Source organism: Pseudomonas sp. HMSC057H01, from assembly GCF_001836405.1.
Classification (GTDB): Bacteria; Pseudomonadota; Gammaproteobacteria; order Pseudomonadales; family Pseudomonadaceae; genus Pseudomonas; species Pseudomonas aeruginosa.
Window position 1 is genome coordinate 13,236 of record NZ_KV828411.1, and the last position, 17,079, is coordinate 30,314.

Sequence of the window (17,079 nt, forward strand, 5' to 3'; positions counted from 1 at the left end):
GTCCTGTACAGGCTGCAAACGGCAAGCGGGCACTATGCCGGAATTTCCGTATGACTGTCCAGTCACTGTTAGATTGCAGTAGATCGCCGCATGTTGGCCGGCAATTGCGGCAGAAGTATGTCAGCGCATGTCACTGCCGGGTAGCGGCCCGGCGCAGTCGTTCGGCGAGCCCGGCGGCGTCGATCTCTCCGATGACGCGCAAGTCGCTCCATTCGTCACCGCCCGGGGCGAAGAACAGGATCGCCGGCGGACCGAACAGGTTGTAGCGGTCCAGCAGGCCGCGCTGGGCCGGGTTGCTTTCGGTGATGTCGAAGCGCAGCAGGCGGTAGGCCGGCAGTCGTGCCTGCACCGTGGGATCGGTGAGGACCTGGCGCTCGATGACCTTGCAACTGATGCACCAGTCCGCATACCAGTCCAGCAGCACCGGCTTGCCGGCCTGGCGTGCCTCGGCCAGGGCGGCGTCCAGCTGCGCCGGGGTGGTCAGGTTCTGCCATTCGCCGGGCGTGCTCGGTGGCCCGGCGTGGATCGACGGCACCGAGCGGCCCAGCGGATGGATCGGGTCCGACTCGCCCTGCAGGGCGCCGATCCAGGCGGCCACCGCGTAGGTCAGGAACATCAGGCCAAGCAGTTGCAGCAGGCGGCGTGCGGCGCTCTTCGGGGTGAATTCGAGGGCGCCCAGGGCCAGGCCGGCGCCGCCGGCGAGCATGCCCCAGAGCATCAGCGCCACCGGGCCGGACACCACCCGCTCCAGCAGCCACACGGCGACCGCCAGCAACAGCACGCCGAAGGCGTTGCGCACGCCGTTCATCCAGGCTCCGCTCTTGGGCAGCAGGGCGCCGCCGCCGGCGCCGAAGACCACCAGCGGCGTACCCATGCCCAGGCCGAGGGCGAACAGTTGCAGGCCGCCCCCCCAGGCATCGCCGCTGGCGCTGATATAGAGCAGCGAGGCGGCCAGCGGGGCGGAGACGCAGGGCGAGACCAGCAGGCTGGAAAGCACGCCGAGGGTGGCCGCGCCGAGGATCGAGCCGCCGCGCGCATCGCCGGCCAGGCGGTCGAGCGGTTCGCGGATGAAGCCGGGCAGGCGTAGCTCGAAGAAGCCGAACATGGCCACGGCGAACAGCGCGAAGAACGCCGCGAATGGCACCAGTACCCAGGGCGACTGCAATTGCGCCTGGAGATTGAGGCTGGCGCCGAACATGCCCATCAGCGCGCCGAGCAGGGCGAAGCAGAGCGCCATCGGCAGCACGTAGGCGAGCGACAGGACGAAGCCGCGACCACCGCCCGGCCGGCCGCGCAGGACCACTCCGGAGAGGATCGGCAGCATCGGCAGCACGCAGGGGGTGAAGGTCAGGGTCAGGCCGGCGAGGAAGAAGAACAGCAGGCTGCGCTTGCCCTTGTGTTCGAGCGGGTCCTTGCTGGCCGCGTCGTTCGTGGCTGGCGTCGCGGCACCGCCGTCGATGTCGAAGCGCCTGGTTTCCGGGGGGTAGCAGAGGCCCTTGTCGGCGCAGCCCTGGTAGGTCACCACCAGGGTATAGGGCTGCCGGGCCGGGTTGTTCAGGGGAATCTCCAGGTCGACGATGTTGTAGTAGACCTCGGTATCGCCGAAGTACTCGTCGTGGTGCTGCTTGCCCGCCGGCAGCTGCACCTGGCCGAGGCTGACCTGGGCTGGCTCGACCTTGAACTGGAAGCGGTGGCGGTAAAGGTAGTAGCCCTCGGCGTTGACGAAGCGCAGCAGCACGTGCTGCGCGTCGCTGCGCTCGACGCTGGGCTTGAACGCCTGGTCGACCTTGAGGAAGTCGCCGCCATCGAGGCCGCCGCCGAGGGAGGCGCCGGGACGGCTGTCGAACAGGCCCGCGCCGGCGGGCAGGGCGACCAGCAGGAGGATCAGGGTCAGCAGGCGGCGCATGGATATCTCGTCGGATCAAAAGCCGGAATGATAGCGGAAAGCCGGGCCCGATCGAGCCCCGTGCGGCTGATCAGGTCCTGCCCCGGTTCCGCTGAGCGGTATCCGACCGGTCCGAAGCCAGACGGTTCCTCTGGCGCCTTGCGGCACGTCGCCGCAGGGTCACAGGCGGAAGGCCTGCACCGTGGTGCGCAGGTCGCCGCCCAGTTGCCGCAGTTGCTCGCCCTGTTCGCGGCTATGGCCGATCAGCCGCAGGTTTTCCCCGCCCAGGGCGTGGATGCGTTCGCTGTGCGAGCGAATCTCGCCGACCGCCTGGCTCTGCTGGGTCGAGCCTTCGGCGATGCGTTCGGCCATCACGCCGATGGTATGGATCGCGGCGACCACTTCGTCCAGCGCGCCCTCCGCCGCGCCGGCCTGTTCGGCGGTGCGTTCGGCATGCTCGACCTGGCTGCGCATGGCCTCCACCGATTGCCGCGCGGCCTGTTGCAGGCGGCCGATGAGCTGCTGGATCTCCTCGGTGGCGCCGGCGGTGCGCTGGGCCAGCGAGCGGACTTCCTCGGCGACCACGGCGAAGCCGCGGCCCTGGTCGCCGGCGCGGGCGGCCTCGATGGCGGCATTGAGGGCGAGCAGGTTGGTCTGTTCGGCGATCGAGCGGATCACCGTCAGCACGCTGCCGATGGTCGCCGACTCCTCGGCCAGGCGCTCGATCGACTGGGCGTTGCCCTGCACCTCGTCGACCAGCTCGCGCAGGCCGCCCAGGCTCTCGCCGATCACCCGCTGGCCGTGCTCCACTGCCTGGCCTGCGCTGCGACTGGCGTCGGCGGTCTGGCTGGCGTCTCCGGCGACCTGCTGGATCGCCGCTTCCATGTCGCCGAGGGCGTCGCGGATCTGCCCGGTATCGCCGGCCTGGCGCTCGACCCCGGCATGCAGGCCGCTGCTGACCTCGGCCAGGGTCTGGCTGCTGCCGGCGACCTGTTCGGCGCGGCGGTGGATCGCGCCGACCAGCTCGGCGAGGAAGCTGCGCAGGCGGTTCAGCGAATCTTCCAGGTTGCGCAGGTCCTCGGTGCGGGTACGCAGGGATATGGGGCGTGAGAAGTCGCCGTCGGCCCAGGCCGAGAGCGCCGGCACCAGTTGCCCGAGGACCCGTGCCAGGCGCCTTTGCAGGCTGTCGATGGCGAGGGCGATGAGCAGGATCAGGGCGATCATCCCACCCTGGATCAGGCGTACCTGGCTTTGCAGGCGCTGGCGCTCGCCGCGCACCTGCGGCTCCAGGGTGGCCAGGGCCTGGCGCACCGCGTCCAGTCTGGCGCCGGTGTCGGCGGACAGTTGCTGGCGACGCTCGATCAGGTCGCGGGTGCGGCGCAACTCGTCCGGATAGCGTTGCAGCAGGCTGGCGAGTTCGCGCCGCAGCGCCACGCCGCGGTCTTCGGCATTGCCGGCGCCAGCCTCGGCGTCGCCGGCCAGCCCCATCATGGCGGCGAAGTCGTCGCTGGCCGAGCGTTGCTCCTCGAGCACGCCGAGCAACGGCAAGGCCTCGATCCGCCCGGCCTGCTCGCGCAGGTTGGCCAGTTCGCGCTCGACGTCGCCGGCCAGGGCCGGGTTGGCGCTTTCCACCAGCTTGGCGCGGGCCAGGCTGAGGCGGGTCAGGTGCAGGCTGGCGAGCAGCAGCGGGGTGCGGTAGGCGCCGGCCTGGGGCTGCTCCGTCGCGGCGTCCAGGTAGGCGGACCATTGTTCCAGGTTGCCGGCGAGGTCGCGCTCGGCCTGTAGCAGCAGGCCCTGCGGGTCGCCGGCGAGCTTGCCGGCGGCGAGCAGGTCGCCGGCGCTGAATTCGCGCAACTCCGCGAGGCTTGGCGCGAGGGTCCGGGCGAGGTCCGGCGGTAGCTCCGGCAAGGCCTCGGCGAGGCTTTCCAGGGCCTGCAGCGCGGCCTGCTGGCGTACGGCGTCGCCGCTGCCGAGGTACTGGCGGACGTTGCGCGCGACCTGTTCGTCGAAGCGCTGCGACAGCTCCAGGTACTGGTCGAGCAACTGGAACGGGCGCTCCATGGCGCGTTGCGACCACCACAGGGTGATTCCCAGGGCGAGGCAGACGGTGAGCAGGAGCAGGGTGTTGAGATTGGTGAGTTGCTTGAGGCGCATGGCGGGTCTCGTCCGACTACGGAGCGGCGAGACCGCAGGTTATTTCCGTTTGGTTACCGGGTGATGACAAAGAGCCATTACCGGGCGTCGGGACGATATACCTCGATCCGGTTGCGTCCGCCGTGCTTGGCCCGGTACAGCGCTTCGTCGGCCTGCTTGGCCATGCTCTTGATATCGAGGTCCGGGGTCAGCTCGGCGATGCCGCAACTGAAGGTGCAGCGCAGGTCGGTCGGTTGCGCCGGGTAGTGGATCTCGGCGAAGCGCTGGCGAATCTCGTCGAGCACCAGGCGCGCGGCGTCCAGATCGGTGTCCGGAAGGACCACGGCGAACTCCTCGCCGCCATAGCGGCCGATGTGGTCGGTCTTGCGCAGGCGCTGCTTGAGAAACAGCGCCAGGCCCTTGATCACCCGGTCGCCCATGGGGTGGCCGAAACGGTCGTTGACCTGCTTGAAGTGGTCGATGTCGAGCATCGCGAAGCTCAGCGGACGGCCATCGCGACGCGCGCGCAGGCGGGCGTCCTCGAGCAGTTGCAGGGTATGGGTGTGGTTGTACAGGCCGGTCAGGCTGTCGCGCACCATCCGCGCCTTCAGGCTGCGCGCGCGGCTGGCGCGGGTGCGCACGGTGGCGATCAGGTGGCGCGGGCGGATCGGCTTGGTGAGGAAGTCGTCGCCGCCTTCGCTCATGGCGTCCAGCTGCTTGTCCAGGTCGTCCTCGGCGGACAGGTAGATGATCGGCACGCTGACGTGGCGTTCGTGCTGGCGGATCACCTTGGCCAACTCGGTGCCCAGGCACTCGGGCATGTACATGTCGAGGATGATCAGGTCGGGCTGGAAGTCGCTCAGCTCGGCCATCACCGACAGCGGCTCGGTGAGCGCGCGGGTGATGATCCCGGCGCTGTTGAGGACCATCTCGGTGTGCAGCGCCTGGGCCCGGGAGTCGTCGACGATCAGTACCCGGTAGGGTTCGTAGAAGCTCAGGCGGCTGAGGGTCTCGATCTTTTCCAGCACGCTGGAGGCGTCCAGGGTGCCGGTGAAGAATTCCTGGCCGCCGGCGCGGGCTGCGGCCAGGCGGGTCGGGGTGTCGGTCTCGCTGTCGCTGAAGAACAGCACCGGCAGCTTGTGTTCGAGGCCGGCCTGGGCCTCGCTGGCCAGTCGCAGGCCCATGTCGGGGCCGGCGAAGTCGACTTCCATGACGATCGCCGCCGGGTAGCGTTCGCGCATGCTGGCGCGGAAGGCGTCGGCGGTCTCGCAGCTCAGCGCCTGCAGACCGAAGAACTCCAGTTGCTGGGCCAGGCGCTCGGCGCGTTCGCGGTCCTTCAGTGCCAGGTAGACCGGTTTGCGCAATGGCGGCAGGACGGTGTGCTCGAGCTGGTCGCCATGCCGCAGGCCGGTGCGCGACAGGCGCTGCATCAACTGGTTGAGTTCGCTGATCGACTCGCTGGAAAGCCGGCCGCGGTTGGCCTCGACGACGTCCAGGGTACGGTCGATGGCACCGGCCAGCTGGGCATGCTCGGCTTGCTCGAAGCGTTCGGCGTAGCGCTGCAGGCGCAGGGTGGCGTCGGCCAGTTCTTCCATGCCGTCGCTGTTCCACTCCGCGCGGGTCAGGCGTTGCCAGACCTCCAGAACCTGGCGCGCCTGGTTGATCACTCGCTGGGCGAAGTGGTGCTTCAGGCGGTCCAGGGTCGGGTCATCGTGCTCGGTCATCATGACGCGCTTCTTTCGTGGTCTTCGCGGCAGAGCGTCGCTGCGAATGATGGCTCTATGCTATCACCTATCGCCATGAAAGCCAGCGGCCGTTGGGCGGCTGACGAGAGGAGCCTTTTCTTTTCCAAATGTCATCCCCACCTGTTGGTGGGTGCCTTTGTGCGACGGACTACGGCATGCTTATGCCTGTTTCGGAAAATTCTCACTGAGCATTCCGGCACAAAACCGGCTTCCACTACGCTGAAAGCCGACGATGCCGAGGTTTTCGGCGTCCTGGAAGGGTTGGCGCTTGGCACGGAACGCGTTCGCCATGGTCCAATCCCCCATCTATCGAGCTGTTTTAAGGACCCTTGCCATGCTGGACTGGAAGAAGCGTCGTGGGACCATGCGCGATCGCGTGGACAATTCCGTGGATGATGTGCGTACCTACTTCGGCGGCCCCTGGCTGGTGCGCGTGGTGGGAGGCCTGCTGGGCGTCTACCTGCTGGTGGCGATGCTGGTCGGCTGGTACTGGAGCCAGGAACCCGACCTGTTCCCCGTGCAGCAGGACGCCCAGGCCGCCGCCGAGCGCGCCGGGCGGCAGATGGTCACCGGCTACACCACGGTGGAGACCCTCAAGGAAGTGGTCGACACCCTGCTGACCAAGCCGGGCGGCTACATCTCCAACGACATCTTCCCGCCGGGCATCTGGATGGACAACATGCCCAGCTGGGAGTATGGCGTGCTGGTCCAGGTGCGTGACATCAGCCGGGCGCTGCGCAAGGATTTCGCCCGTTCGCAGTCGCAGTCCACCGAGGACGCCGACCTGGCTCGCGCCGAGCCGCGCTTCAACTTCGACAACAAGAGCTGGGCGCTGCCGGCGTCCGAGTCGGAGTACCAGGAAGGCATCAAGTCGCTGGACCGCTACCTGGCCCGCCTGTCCGACCCGAACCAGCCCAACGCGCAGTTCTATGCCCGCGCCGACAACCTGAACAACTGGCTGGGCGACGTCGCCACCCGCCTGGGCTCGCTGTCCCAGCGCCTGTCGGCGAGTGTCGGCCGGGTCAAGCTGAACACCAACATCAAGAACCCCGAAGAAGTACAGCCGGGCGAGGCGCCCAAGGTCGAGGAAGTGGTCCAGGAAACCCCCTGGCTGCAGATCGACAACGTCTTCTACGAGGCCCGTGGCCAGGCCTGGGCGCTGTCGCACCTGCTGCGCGCCATCGAGGTCGACTTCGCCGACGTGCTGGCGAAGAAGAACGCCACGGTCAGCGTGCGGCAGATCATCCGCGAGCTGGAGGCCGCGCAGGAGCCGCTGTGGAGCCCGATGGTGCTGAACGGCAGCGGCTACGGCATCCTGGCCAACCACTCGCTGGTGATGGCCAACTACATTTCCCGCGCCAACGCCGCGGTGATCGACCTGCGCCAGCTGCTTTCCCAGGGCTGACCCATGGCCGCGCCGATCAGCGCCGAAGAGGTGGCCCACCGGGCCGCCTCCGACGCCGAACTCATCGCCTGGGTCGACGAGCAGGACCGCCCGCTCGGTAGCCTGCCGCGCGCGGATCTGCGCGAGCGCGGGCTGATCGGTCGCGGCACCTTCATCCTGCTGTTCAACTCCGCCGGCGAGCTGTGCGTGCAGCGCCGGACCCTGAGCAAGGCGGTCTATCCGGGGTACTGGGACCTCGCCGCCGGCGGCATGGTCCAGGCCGGCGAGCCCTACGCCGACTCCGCCGCCCGCGAACTGGAGGAAGAGCTGGGAATCCGCGACGCGGTCCTGCGCGAACATGGCCGCTTCTTCTTCGACGAACCGGGCAACCGGCTCTGGTGCGCGGTGTTTTCCGCCGTCTCCGATGCGCCCTTGCGTCTGCAGGCGGAGGAAATCTCCGAAGCCCGCTTCATCCGTCCCGAACTGGCGCTGGAAGAGGCTCGCAGCCTGCCGTACTGCCCCGATTCCCTGCAGGCGTTGCGCCTGTACCTGGATGCCTGAGCCGCGGATGTCGCCATTTCACCGATCAATGGCGCATTTTCGCTCTTAGCATTTGCTCGCAATGCTGCTAAATTGCGCGACCTTTTCGGGCGGTCCCCATGCCGCCCCTGCGCAGCCCCTGCCTGAGTGGGGCGTCGCGGTCGGCTCCCGCCGGCCATCGTTGTTGACCTGGCCCGTCGAGGCCATTCTGGGGGAAACGCCCGGTGGTCAAAAAAGCTTCGTCCCTGTCCGCCCTCGGCGGGCTGGTGTATTCCACGGATGGCGGCCGGCATTGCCCGGACTGCCAGCAACCCAAAGACGCCTGCATCTGCGGGCAGGCCGTAGCGCCTGCCGGCGACGGGATCGCGCGCGTGCGCCGCGAGACCAAGGGCCGCGGCGGCAAGACGGTGACCACCATCAGTGGCCTGCCGCTCGCCGGCGATGCGCTCAAGGAGCTGGCCAGCGCGCTGAAGCGGCGCTGCGGCACTGGCGGCAGTCTCAAGGACGGCGTGGTGGAGATCCAGGGCGAGCATGTCGAACTGCTGATCGACGAACTCCTCAAGCGCGGTTTCAAGGCGAAGAAGTCCGGCGGCTGACCGCATTCTCCCCTGCAGAGAGCGGGCAGGTCCGGCACCGCGAAGGCCGCGCCAGCCCTTTCCCTAGATGGGAGACTGCGGATACCCGCATGAGCGGATTTCCTCGGCTTTCCTAAACTACCGCCCAGTGTGGCGGTCAACACGGCAACGTCACATCCTCCGGCTAGCCTCCACCACAGGCGTGCCGGCCCAGGGCCATCCGGAGATCCCGGCGCCCGCCCGACCCCGAACATTGAGGAGATCACCGCGCATGGCCGCTCGACGGACTCGCAAAGACGATGGCAGCAACTGGACCGTGGCCGACAGCCGCGGCGTATACGGCATCCGCCACTGGGGTGCGGGTTATTTCGCCATCAACGATGGCGGCAATGTCGAAGTGCGTCCGCAGGGCGCCGACTCGACGCCCATCGATCTCTACGAGCTGGTCGGCCAGTTGCGCGAGGCGGGCCTGAGCCTGCCGCTGCTGGTGCGCTTCCCGGATATCCTGCAGGACCGCGTGCGCAAGCTCACCGGCGCCTTCGACGCGAACATCGAGCGCCTCGAATACCAGAGCCGCTATACCGCGCTGTATCCGATCAAGGTCAACCAGCAGGAAGCGGTGGTGGAGAACATCATCGCCACCGAGAACGTCTCCATCGGCCTGGAGGCAGGCTCCAAGCCGGAACTCATGGCGGTGCTGGCGCTGGCCCCGAAGGGCGGCACCATCGTCTGCAACGGCTACAAGGACCGCGAGTTCATCAAGCTGGCGCTGATGGGGCAGAAGCTCGGGCACAACGTGTTCATCGTGATCGAGAAGGAATCCGAGGTGCAGCTGGTGATCGAGGAGGCCGCCAACGTCGGCGTGCAGCCCCAGGTCGGCCTGCGCGTGCGGCTGTCCTCGCTGGCTTCGTCGAAGTGGGCAGACACCGGTGGCGAGAAGGCCAAGTTCGGCCTTTCCGCCGCCCAGCTGCTGTCGGTGGTCGAGCGCTTCCGCCAGGCCGGTCTCGACCAGGGCGTGCGCCTGCTGCATTTCCACATGGGCTCGCAGATCGCCAACCTGGCCGACTACCAGCACGGCTTCAAGGAAGCCATCCGCTACTACGGCGAGCTGCGCGCGCTCGGCCTGCCGGTGGATCACATCGACGTTGGCGGTGGCCTCGGCGTCGACTACGACGGCACCCATTCGCGCAACGCCAGCTCGATCAACTACGACATCGATGACTATGCCGGCGTGGTGGTCGGCATGCTCAAGGAGTTCTGCGACGCCCAGGGCCTGCCGCATCCGCACATCTTCTCGGAGAGCGGCCGGGCGCTGACCGCGCACCATGCGGTGCTGATCACCCAGGTCACCGACGTCGAGCGGCACAACGACGACGTGCCGAAGATCGTCGATCTCGACGAGCAGCCGGAGATCGTCCGCTGGCTGGCCGAACTGCTCGGCCCGACCGATGCCGAGATGGTCACCGAGACCTACTGGCGCGCCACCCACTACATCGGCGACGCCGCCGCGCAGTATGCCGACGGCAAGATCAGCCTGGCGCAGAAAGCCCTCGCCGAGCAGTGCTACTTCGCTATCTGCCGGCGCCTGCACAACCAGCTCAAGGCCCGCCAGCGCTCCCACCGGCAGGTCCTCGACGAACTCAACGACAAGCTCGCCGACAAGTACATCTGCAACTTCTCGGTGTTCCAGAGCCTGCCGGATACCTGGGCCATCGGCCAGGTGCTGCCGATCCTGCCGCTGCACCGACTGGGCGAGGAGCCGGATCGGCGCGCGGTACTGCAGGACCTGACCTGCGACTCCGACGGCAAGATCACCCAGTACGTCGACGAGCAGAGCATCGAGACCAGCCTGCCGGTGCACGAGGTGAAGGAGGGCGAGGACTACCTGATCGGGGTGTTCCTGGTCGGCGCCTACCAGGAGATCCTCGGCGACATGCACAACCTGTTCGGCGACACCGACTCGGTGAACGTCTACCAGCGCGCAGACGGCGGCATCTATCACGCCGGCATCGAGACCCACGACACCATCGAGGACATGCTGCGCTACGTGCACCTGTCGCCGGAGGAACTGATGACCCTCTACCGCGACAAGGTCGCCGGGGCCAAGCTCACCGCCCGCGAGCGCAACCAGTACCTGGATGCGCTGCGCCTGGGGCTGACCCGCTCGGCGTACCTGTCCTGACTGGCTAGCCCGTCGGCGACGGGAAGCGAACCAGGCAATGGCCGGCTGGCGCGAGGCGCCCGCCGGCCATTTCGTTTCAGATCCTGCTCGTTATGTGGGAATTCCGCGCAACCCCTTCATTTCCGCTTCCCTGCCGGCGGTGGACGTCGGCGTGGTTGCCTGCTGTGTCCGGCGGATAACGCTTCGCGTCATTCGTCCTACCCGTGGGGGGAAGGGCCGGACTTTTTCAGCGGCTCCTGGATGCTCCGCGCCTCAGAAGTACTTCAACCAGGCGATATCCCGCCGCCGCGCCTTGAAACCGGCGAACCAGTTCACCGCCGGGTACAGCGCCACGGCCAGCAGGATGCTGCACAGCCATAGCGCCGGCACCGAGGAGAAACCGAAGTAGTCGCCCCGGTTGGCGCCCCAGATCGCCAGCGCCAGCAGGTACAGCAGCTTCAGTAGGTAGAGATGCAGCAGGTAGAAGAACATCGGCGCTCCGCCGAACGCCACCAGGGCCTTGCCGCGACCGCTCCAGTCCAGGCGTTCGAACCAGGCCAGGAGCAGCAGGCCGATTCCCAGGGTGAGGGCGAGGAACAGCAGCGACGGCGGATACTTGGTGACGTTGAAGAAGCCCATCAGGGTGATCGCCGGCGTCTCGCCGAAGGCCCAGGGTTTCTCGCCATAGCCGTTGAGCAGGCGCAGCAGGATGAAGCCGAGCAGCAGCCCGCCACCGCCCGCCAGCAGGTAGCGTCGGCGCGTGGTCGCCGGCGTGGCGCCGCTGAACCAGTTGCCTGCGGCATAGCCCAGGGCGATCACACCGATCCACGGCAGCAAGGGGTAGGAGGTGCGCAGGCGCAGGGCGTCGCCCGCTTCGATCCAGCCGCGGTCGTGGAGCACCGCCCACGGCAGGTGCCAGGCCGAGCCGGGAGCGAAATGCAGCGGATCGAGCAGGTTGTGGCCGGCCACCAGCAGCACGCCGAGCGCCGCGAGCAGAGGGCGCGGCAACCAGAGCAGGGCGGCCAGGGCGAGCATGCTCAGGCCGATCGCCCAGATCACCTGGAGGTAGATCACCGTCGGCGGCAACTGGAAGGTCCAGGCGAAGTTCACCAGGGTCAGTTCCAGCGCCACCAGGAACAACCCGCGCTTGAACAGGAACGCCGAGACCGCCCGGCGTCCCTGGTGCTTCTCGCCGTAGAGGAATGCCGACAGGCCGGTGAGGAAGACGAACACCGGCGCGCACAGGTGCGCCAGGGTGCGGCTGAGGAACAGCGCCGGCTCGGTGCTGGCGACGTCCATCGGGTCGCCGACCTGGCGGTGCAGGAAAAAGGTCTCGCGGACATGGTCGAGCAGCATGAACAGCATCACCAGGCCGCGCAGGGCGTCGATGCTGTGCAGGCGGGAGGAATTGGAGATGGAGTTGGGCATGGCTGGGCTGGTCGTCGGAAAAGAGGGATGAGTATCACAGCCTGGCTGCGAGAAGCGAGATAGAGCCGGGCATTGTATTGCGAGGCCGGAATCGAACTGGTAGCGTTATAGTATATCATTTCTTTTCTGGTGCGATTTCCCATGAGAGTCAGTGTGTCGCTTGTCCTCGGTGTCGGCCTCGGTTGCAGCAGTCCGGCGCTCTGGGCGGAAACGGAAAGTCCCGCAGAGCTTGAGGTCCTCACTGTCACCGCCGAAGCGGAGCGCGCGGAGGGCCCGGTGCAGGGCTACCGGGCCAATCGGTCGGCCAGCGCGACGCGCACCGACACCCGTATCGAGGACATCCCGCAAGCCATCAGCGTGGTGCCGCGCCAGGTGCTCGACGACCTTGACAGCGCTCGTATCGAACGGGCGCTGGACTTCGCCGGCGGGGTCTCGCGGCAGAACAACTTCGGCGGCCTGACGATGTTCGAGTACAACGTCCGTGGCTTCACCACTTCGGAGTTCTACCGCGACGGCTTCAGCGCCAACCGCGGCTATATGAACGCCCCGGACAGCGCCACCATCGAGCGCGTGGAAATCCTCAAGGGACCGGCCTCCAGCCTGTACGGGCGCGGCGATCCCGGCGGCACGGTGAACCTGGTGACCAAGAAGCCCCAGGCCGAGCGCTTCGCCCGCTTGCATGCCAGCGCCGGCAGCTGGGACCGCTACCGCTCGACCCTGGACCTGAACACGCCGCTGGACGAAGAGGGCGACCTGCTCTACCGGATGAACCTGGCGGTGGAGGACAGCAAGGGCTTCCGCGACTACGCCGACGGCCAGCGCCTGCTGGTGGCGCCATCGTTCAGCTGGCAACTGGACCCGGACACCTCGTTGCTGGTGGAAGCCGAGGTGGTGCGCAACCGCCAGGTCTTCGACCGCGGCACCGTGGCGCCGCACAACCACCTGGGCAGCCTGCCGCGCTCGCGGTTCTTCGGCGAACCGGACGACGGCAAGATCGACAACAACAACGAAACCCTCCAGGCCACCCTGCGCCATCACCTCAACGAGCAGTGGAGCCTGCGCCTGGCCAGCCACTACAAGCATGGCCACCTGGACGGCTACGCCTCGGAGAACTCCAGCCTCGCCGCCGACGGCTACACCCTGCGCCGGGAGTACCGCTACCGCGACTTCGAGTGGCACGACAGCATCACCCAGCTCGACCTGCTCGGCGACCTCCATACCGGCTCGATCCGCCACCAGTTGCTGATGGGCCTGGAGTACGAGCGCTACCACAACGACGAACTGATCCTGCGTAGCATCCCGTCGCGCAACCCCTATGCCATCGACATCCGCCGGCCGGTCTACGGCCAGCCGAAACCACCCTTCGGACGCGACGACCGCAACCACGAGGAAGTCGACGCGATGGCCCTCAACCTGCAGGACCAGATCGAGTTCAACGAGAAATGGCGCGGCCTGCTCGGCGTGCGCTTCGACCGCTACCGCCAGGACATGAACGCCACGCGCCTGAACAATGGCCGCTTCCGCGACACCAGCTCGCAGCAGACCCAGCGTGCCGCCACCCCGCGCATCGGCGTGTTGTACCAGGCGACCCCGGAGGTCGGCCTGTTCGCCAACGCCTCGAAATCCTTCAAGCCCAACGGCGGTACCGACATGGCCGGCAAGGCCTTCGACCCGGAGGAGGGGCGCGGCTACGAGGCGGGGGTGAAGCTCGACCTGCTCGATGGCCGGCTGGGCATGACCCTCGCCGCGTTCCACCTGAAAAAGAAGAACGTGCTCACCGCCGACCCGAGCAATCCCGGTTACCAGCAGACCGCCGGCGAGGCGCGCAGCCAGGGCTTCGACCTGCAGTTCAGCGGCCAGCTCACCGAGCAGTTGCGGCTGATCGGCGCCTACGCCTATATCGACGCCGAAGTGACCAAGGACGAGAACATCGCCCGTGGCAGCCGCCTGCTCAACGTGCCGAAGCACAGCGGCAGCCTGATGGGCGTCTACGAGTTCCGCGAAGGCTGGCTGCACGGCGCCGACGCCGGCGCGGCGGTCAACTATGTCGGCGAGCGCGCCGGCGACAGCAGCGACAGCGGCTTCGAACTGCCGGCCTACACCACCGTCGACCTGCTCGCGCACTATCCGCTGGCGAGCAATGCGACCCTCGGGGTGAACGTCAACAACCTCTTCGATCGTCGCTACTACGAGCGTTCCTATAACAACGTCTGGGTCGCCCCCGGCGAGCCGCGCAACCTGACCATGAGCCTGACCCTGAACTACTGAGCCCTCTACCGCCGCCAGGAAGCCATGCCATGCAAGGACGCACACCGCTGCTGGAAACCCTCCGCGAACTGGAATGCGAGATTCGCCTGCTCACCGTCTATGCCCGCGAGTGTTGCGGCTGCTACGAGATCCTCAGGCGCAAGCTCGACCGTCTGAGCGGACTGATCGGGGAGGATTGCAGCCGGGCGCAGTGGCAGGCCGATTCGGACGACCCTGCGTTGCAGGCGCTCGGCCTGCGCCTGCGCGACGCGGCGGTGCAGGCCCTCTGCGAACTGGAGAAGCACCTTTGCCAGGGCGTGCTACATGAACCCGGCGAGATGGGCCGCTACCTGGGTAGCCTGCTGGAATCCATCCGCGGCGAACTCGACAGCGCCGGGATAGATGCCGATGCACGGGTCCTGTTCGTCGGCTCCGGTGCCCTGCCGACCTCGGCCCTGGTGCTGGCGCGGGAGGTCGGCGCACATTTGTGCTGCCTGGACATCGACGAAGAGGCCCTGGGCTATGCCCGCGAGATCGCCCGCTGCCAGGGGCTGGAGGCGCGCATGCAGTTTTCCTCGCTGCCGCCGGCGGAACTGGCGTTTTCCCGCGATGCCACGCATTTCCTGATCGCTTCGCTGGTGCAGCAGAAAAGCGCGGTACTGGCGCAGATCCGCCAGGTCATGCGCGCCGACGCCAAGGTCCTGCTGCGTCACGGCAGCGGCATCAAGGGACTGTTCAACTACCCGGTTGAGCCGGCCGAACTGGAGGGCTGGCAGGTTTGCGCGGAGCGGGTCAGCCAGCCGCTGTACGACACCCTGATCCTGGAGAAGGCCGGTCGATGAACGCCGCTGATGAGAGCCTGGGCAACGTCCTGCTGGTCGGTCTGGGCGCGGTGGCGATCCAGGTCGCGCTGGACCTGCGCCGCCACGGTGCCGGTCGCCTCGGCGCGCTGAACCATCCCGGCCGGCGCAGCCAGCGGATCGCCGAGGCCCTGGCGCGCGGCGCCTGCCTGCAATTGGAAGGGCAGGGGCAGCATCGCTGGCTGTCCGGCAACGCCGCGTTGGACGTCTTCCACCAGGACCCCGCTGAACTTCGCGACGATTGGCAGACCCTGGTGCTCTGCGTGCCGGCCGACAGTTACCTGGACGTGGTCCGCGGGTTGCCCTGGGAGCGACTCGGCGGGGTGCGCACGCTGCTGCTGGTGTCCGCCTTCATCGGCGCCAACCTGCTGGTGCGCAGCGCCCTGCCGGCGGGGTGCCAGGCGACCGTGCTGAGCCTGTCCAGCTACTACGCGGCGACCAAGGTGATCGACGAGACACAACCGCTGCGGGCCCTGACCAAGGCGGTCAAGCGCAGGGTCTACCTGGGTTCCAGCCGGCCGGACTGCCCGGCGCGGGAGACCTGGCGGCGAGTCCTGGCCGGCAGCGGGGTGGAGGTGGTACCCCTGGCGACGCCGGAAGCGGCGGAGGGCCGCAACGTCACCACCTACGTGCACAGTCCGTTCTTTCTCGGCGAGTTCGCCCTCGCCCGGATACTTTCCGAGCAGGGGCCGCCCGGTTTCATGTACAAGCTCTACCCGGAGGGACCTATCACCCCCGGGGCAATCGGCGCCATGCGGCGGCTGTGGTGCGAGCTGAGCGAACTGTTGCGGCGGATGGGCGCCGAGCCGCTGAACCTGCTGCGGTTCCTCAACGACGACAACTACCCGGTGCACGAGACGATGCTGCCGCGCGCGGCCATCGACGGCTTCGCCGAGGCTGGCGCCGAGCGCCAGGAATACCTGCTGTTCGTGCGCTACGCGGCGTTGCTGGTCGATCCGTTCTCTCCGGCCGACGAGCAGGGTCGCCACTTCGACTTTTCCGCCGTGCCGTTCCGCCGCGTCAGTCGCGACGAGGATGGACTCTGGCGGCTCCCGCGGGTGCCGCTGGAGGACTACCGCAAGCTGGCGCTGATCGTCGCGCTGGCCGCCCACTTCGACCTGGCCATGCCGCAGGCGCGCAGCCTGCTGGCGAGCTACGAGAACGCCGTGTCCCGATTCATCGATTGCCAAGGAGCGAGCCAGTGCCATCCAAGCCTGTATCCGATCGACAGCCGTCCGGCGGCGGACGCCATCTATCGCCAGTGGTGCTCGACCTGCTGAAGAGCGGGGTGCTGCTGGCGGTGCTGGCGTCCTTCACCTTCAGCGTGATGAACGCCCTGGTCAAGGAAGCCAGCGCCACCCTGCCGGCTGCCGAGATCGTGTTCTTCCGCAGCGCCATCGGTACCCTGCTGATCTACCTGCTGATGCGCCAGGCCGGTGTCGCCCTGTCGCGCCAGGGCGTGCCGATGCTGCTGGTGCGCGGGGTGATGGGGGCGCTGTACCTGGTCTGCTATTTCTACGCCATCGCCCACATCCCGCTGGCGGACGCGAGCATCCTGGCGCACATGTCGCCGTTCTTCGTCATCCTCTTCTCCGCGCTGTTCCTCGGCGAGCGGATTCCCCGGGCGGTCTATTGGCTGTTGCTGGTGGTGGTGCTCGGCGCGCTGATGATCGTCAAGCCGTTCAGCTATTCCAGCTACTCGGTATACGCCGTGGTCGGCCTGCTCAGCGCGGTGTTCGCCGCCGGTGCCTCGGTGGCGATCCGCCAACTGAGTGCGCGGCACCATACCTACGAGATCGTCTTCTACTTCCTGGCGGTGGCCACCCTGGTGGCCATCCCGCTGATGTGGAGCGACTTCGTGGTGCCGGCGACGCTGCGTGAGTGGGGGCTGCTGCTGGCCATCGGGGTGGTATCGCTGCTCGGCCAGGTGTTCCTAACCCGCGCCTTCAGTCACGAGAGCGCGACCATCGTTGCGGTGACCCGCTATATCGGCATCGTCTTCAACGCCGGCTGGGGCTGGCTGTTCTGGAGCGAGGTGCCGGACGCGCTGACCATCGCTGGCGGCGTGCTGATCGTGGTGGCGTGCATCGCGCTGTCGCGGACGAAGAAGGGCTGAGCCTC

Annotated in this window: 12 protein-coding genes; 8 read left to right on the top strand and 4 right to left on the bottom strand. The window is 67.6% G+C overall.

Features of this window, described 5'->3' with window-relative positions:
• Positions 1-130: 130 nt before the first annotated feature.
• From HMPREF2581_RS05265 to gcbA, 3 genes are all read right to left on the bottom strand, one after another.
• A complete protein-coding gene (locus HMPREF2581_RS05265) occupies positions 131-1,906 on the bottom strand; it encodes a protein-disulfide reductase DsbD (RefSeq protein WP_004365422.1) in 1,776 nt (591 codons plus the stop codon).
• Between the two features lie 159 nt (positions 1,907-2,065).
• Positions 2,066-4,039: a methyl-accepting chemotaxis protein CtpL gene (gene ctpL, locus HMPREF2581_RS05270; RefSeq protein WP_004365421.1), complete on the bottom strand. Its 1,974-nt coding sequence runs from the start codon at positions 4,037-4,039 to the stop codon at positions 2,066-2,068.
• Positions 4,040-4,116: 77 nt separating this feature from the next.
• Positions 4,117-5,745 (bottom strand): diguanylate cyclase GcbA, encoded by a 1,629-nt coding sequence (gene gcbA, locus HMPREF2581_RS05275; RefSeq protein ID WP_003106227.1) that lies wholly within the window; start codon positions 5,743-5,745, stop codon positions 4,117-4,119.
• A 352-nt stretch (positions 5,746-6,097) separates the two neighbouring features.
• Here gcbA and HMPREF2581_RS05280 point away from each other — a divergent pair, with 352 nt between their 5' ends.
• The 4 genes from HMPREF2581_RS05280 to speA all read left to right on the top strand — a co-directional run bounded on the left by HMPREF2581_RS05280 (position 6,098) and on the right by speA (position 10,444).
• Positions 6,098-7,168, top strand: coding sequence for a DUF2333 family protein (locus HMPREF2581_RS05280; RefSeq protein ID WP_003095371.1), 1,071 nt, complete (start codon positions 6,098-6,100; stop codon positions 7,166-7,168).
• A 3-nt stretch (positions 7,169-7,171) separates the two neighbouring features.
• Positions 7,172-7,708, top strand: coding sequence for an NUDIX hydrolase (locus tag HMPREF2581_RS05285; RefSeq protein ID WP_004365420.1), 537 nt, complete (start codon positions 7,172-7,174; stop codon positions 7,706-7,708).
• 203 nt (positions 7,709-7,911) lie between these two features.
• Positions 7,912-8,283, top strand: coding sequence for a translation initiation factor Sui1 (locus HMPREF2581_RS05290; RefSeq protein WP_003095367.1), 372 nt, complete (start codon positions 7,912-7,914; stop codon positions 8,281-8,283).
• Between the two features lie 250 nt (positions 8,284-8,533).
• Positions 8,534-10,444 (top strand): arginine decarboxylase, encoded by a 1,911-nt coding sequence (gene speA / locus HMPREF2581_RS05295; RefSeq protein WP_003095365.1) that lies wholly within the window; start codon positions 8,534-8,536, stop codon positions 10,442-10,444.
• A gap of 252 nt (positions 10,445-10,696) precedes the next feature.
• Here the strand turns inward: speA and HMPREF2581_RS05300 are convergent, their stop codons facing one another.
• The gene (locus HMPREF2581_RS05300; protein ID WP_003135320.1) at positions 10,697-11,851 is read right to left on the bottom strand and encodes an acetyltransferase domain-containing protein; all 1,155 of its coding nucleotides are present in this window, start codon (positions 11,849-11,851) and stop codon (positions 10,697-10,699) included.
• 141 nt (positions 11,852-11,992) lie between these two features.
• Here HMPREF2581_RS05300 and cntO point away from each other — a divergent pair, with 141 nt between their 5' ends.
• From cntO to cntI, 4 genes are read left to right on the top strand one after another with little or no spacing between them, the layout of a single operon-like run.
• Complete coding sequence (gene cntO, locus HMPREF2581_RS05305) at positions 11,993-14,119, top strand: pseudopaline transport outer membrane protein CntO (RefSeq protein ID WP_004365419.1); 2,127 nt, start codon at positions 11,993-11,995, stop codon at positions 14,117-14,119.
• A gap of 29 nt (positions 14,120-14,148) precedes the next feature.
• The gene (cntL, locus tag HMPREF2581_RS05310; protein WP_003095359.1) at positions 14,149-14,940 is read left to right on the top strand and encodes a pseudopaline biosynthesis protein CntL; all 792 of its coding nucleotides are present in this window, start codon (positions 14,149-14,151) and stop codon (positions 14,938-14,940) included.
• Positions 14,937-16,238 (top strand): pseudopaline biosynthesis dehydrogenase CntM, encoded by a 1,302-nt coding sequence (gene cntM / locus HMPREF2581_RS05315; RefSeq protein WP_003095356.1) that lies wholly within the window; start codon positions 14,937-14,939, stop codon positions 16,236-16,238. Before cntL ends, cntM begins: the two co-directional genes overlap by 4 nt.
• Positions 16,220-17,074, top strand: a complete 855-nt coding sequence (cntI, locus tag HMPREF2581_RS05320) for a pseudopaline transport inner membrane protein CntI (RefSeq protein WP_004365418.1) — start codon at positions 16,220-16,222, stop codon at positions 17,072-17,074. The genes cntM and cntI overlap by 19 nt, the downstream gene beginning before the upstream one ends.
• Positions 17,075-17,079: the final 5 nt, after the last annotated feature.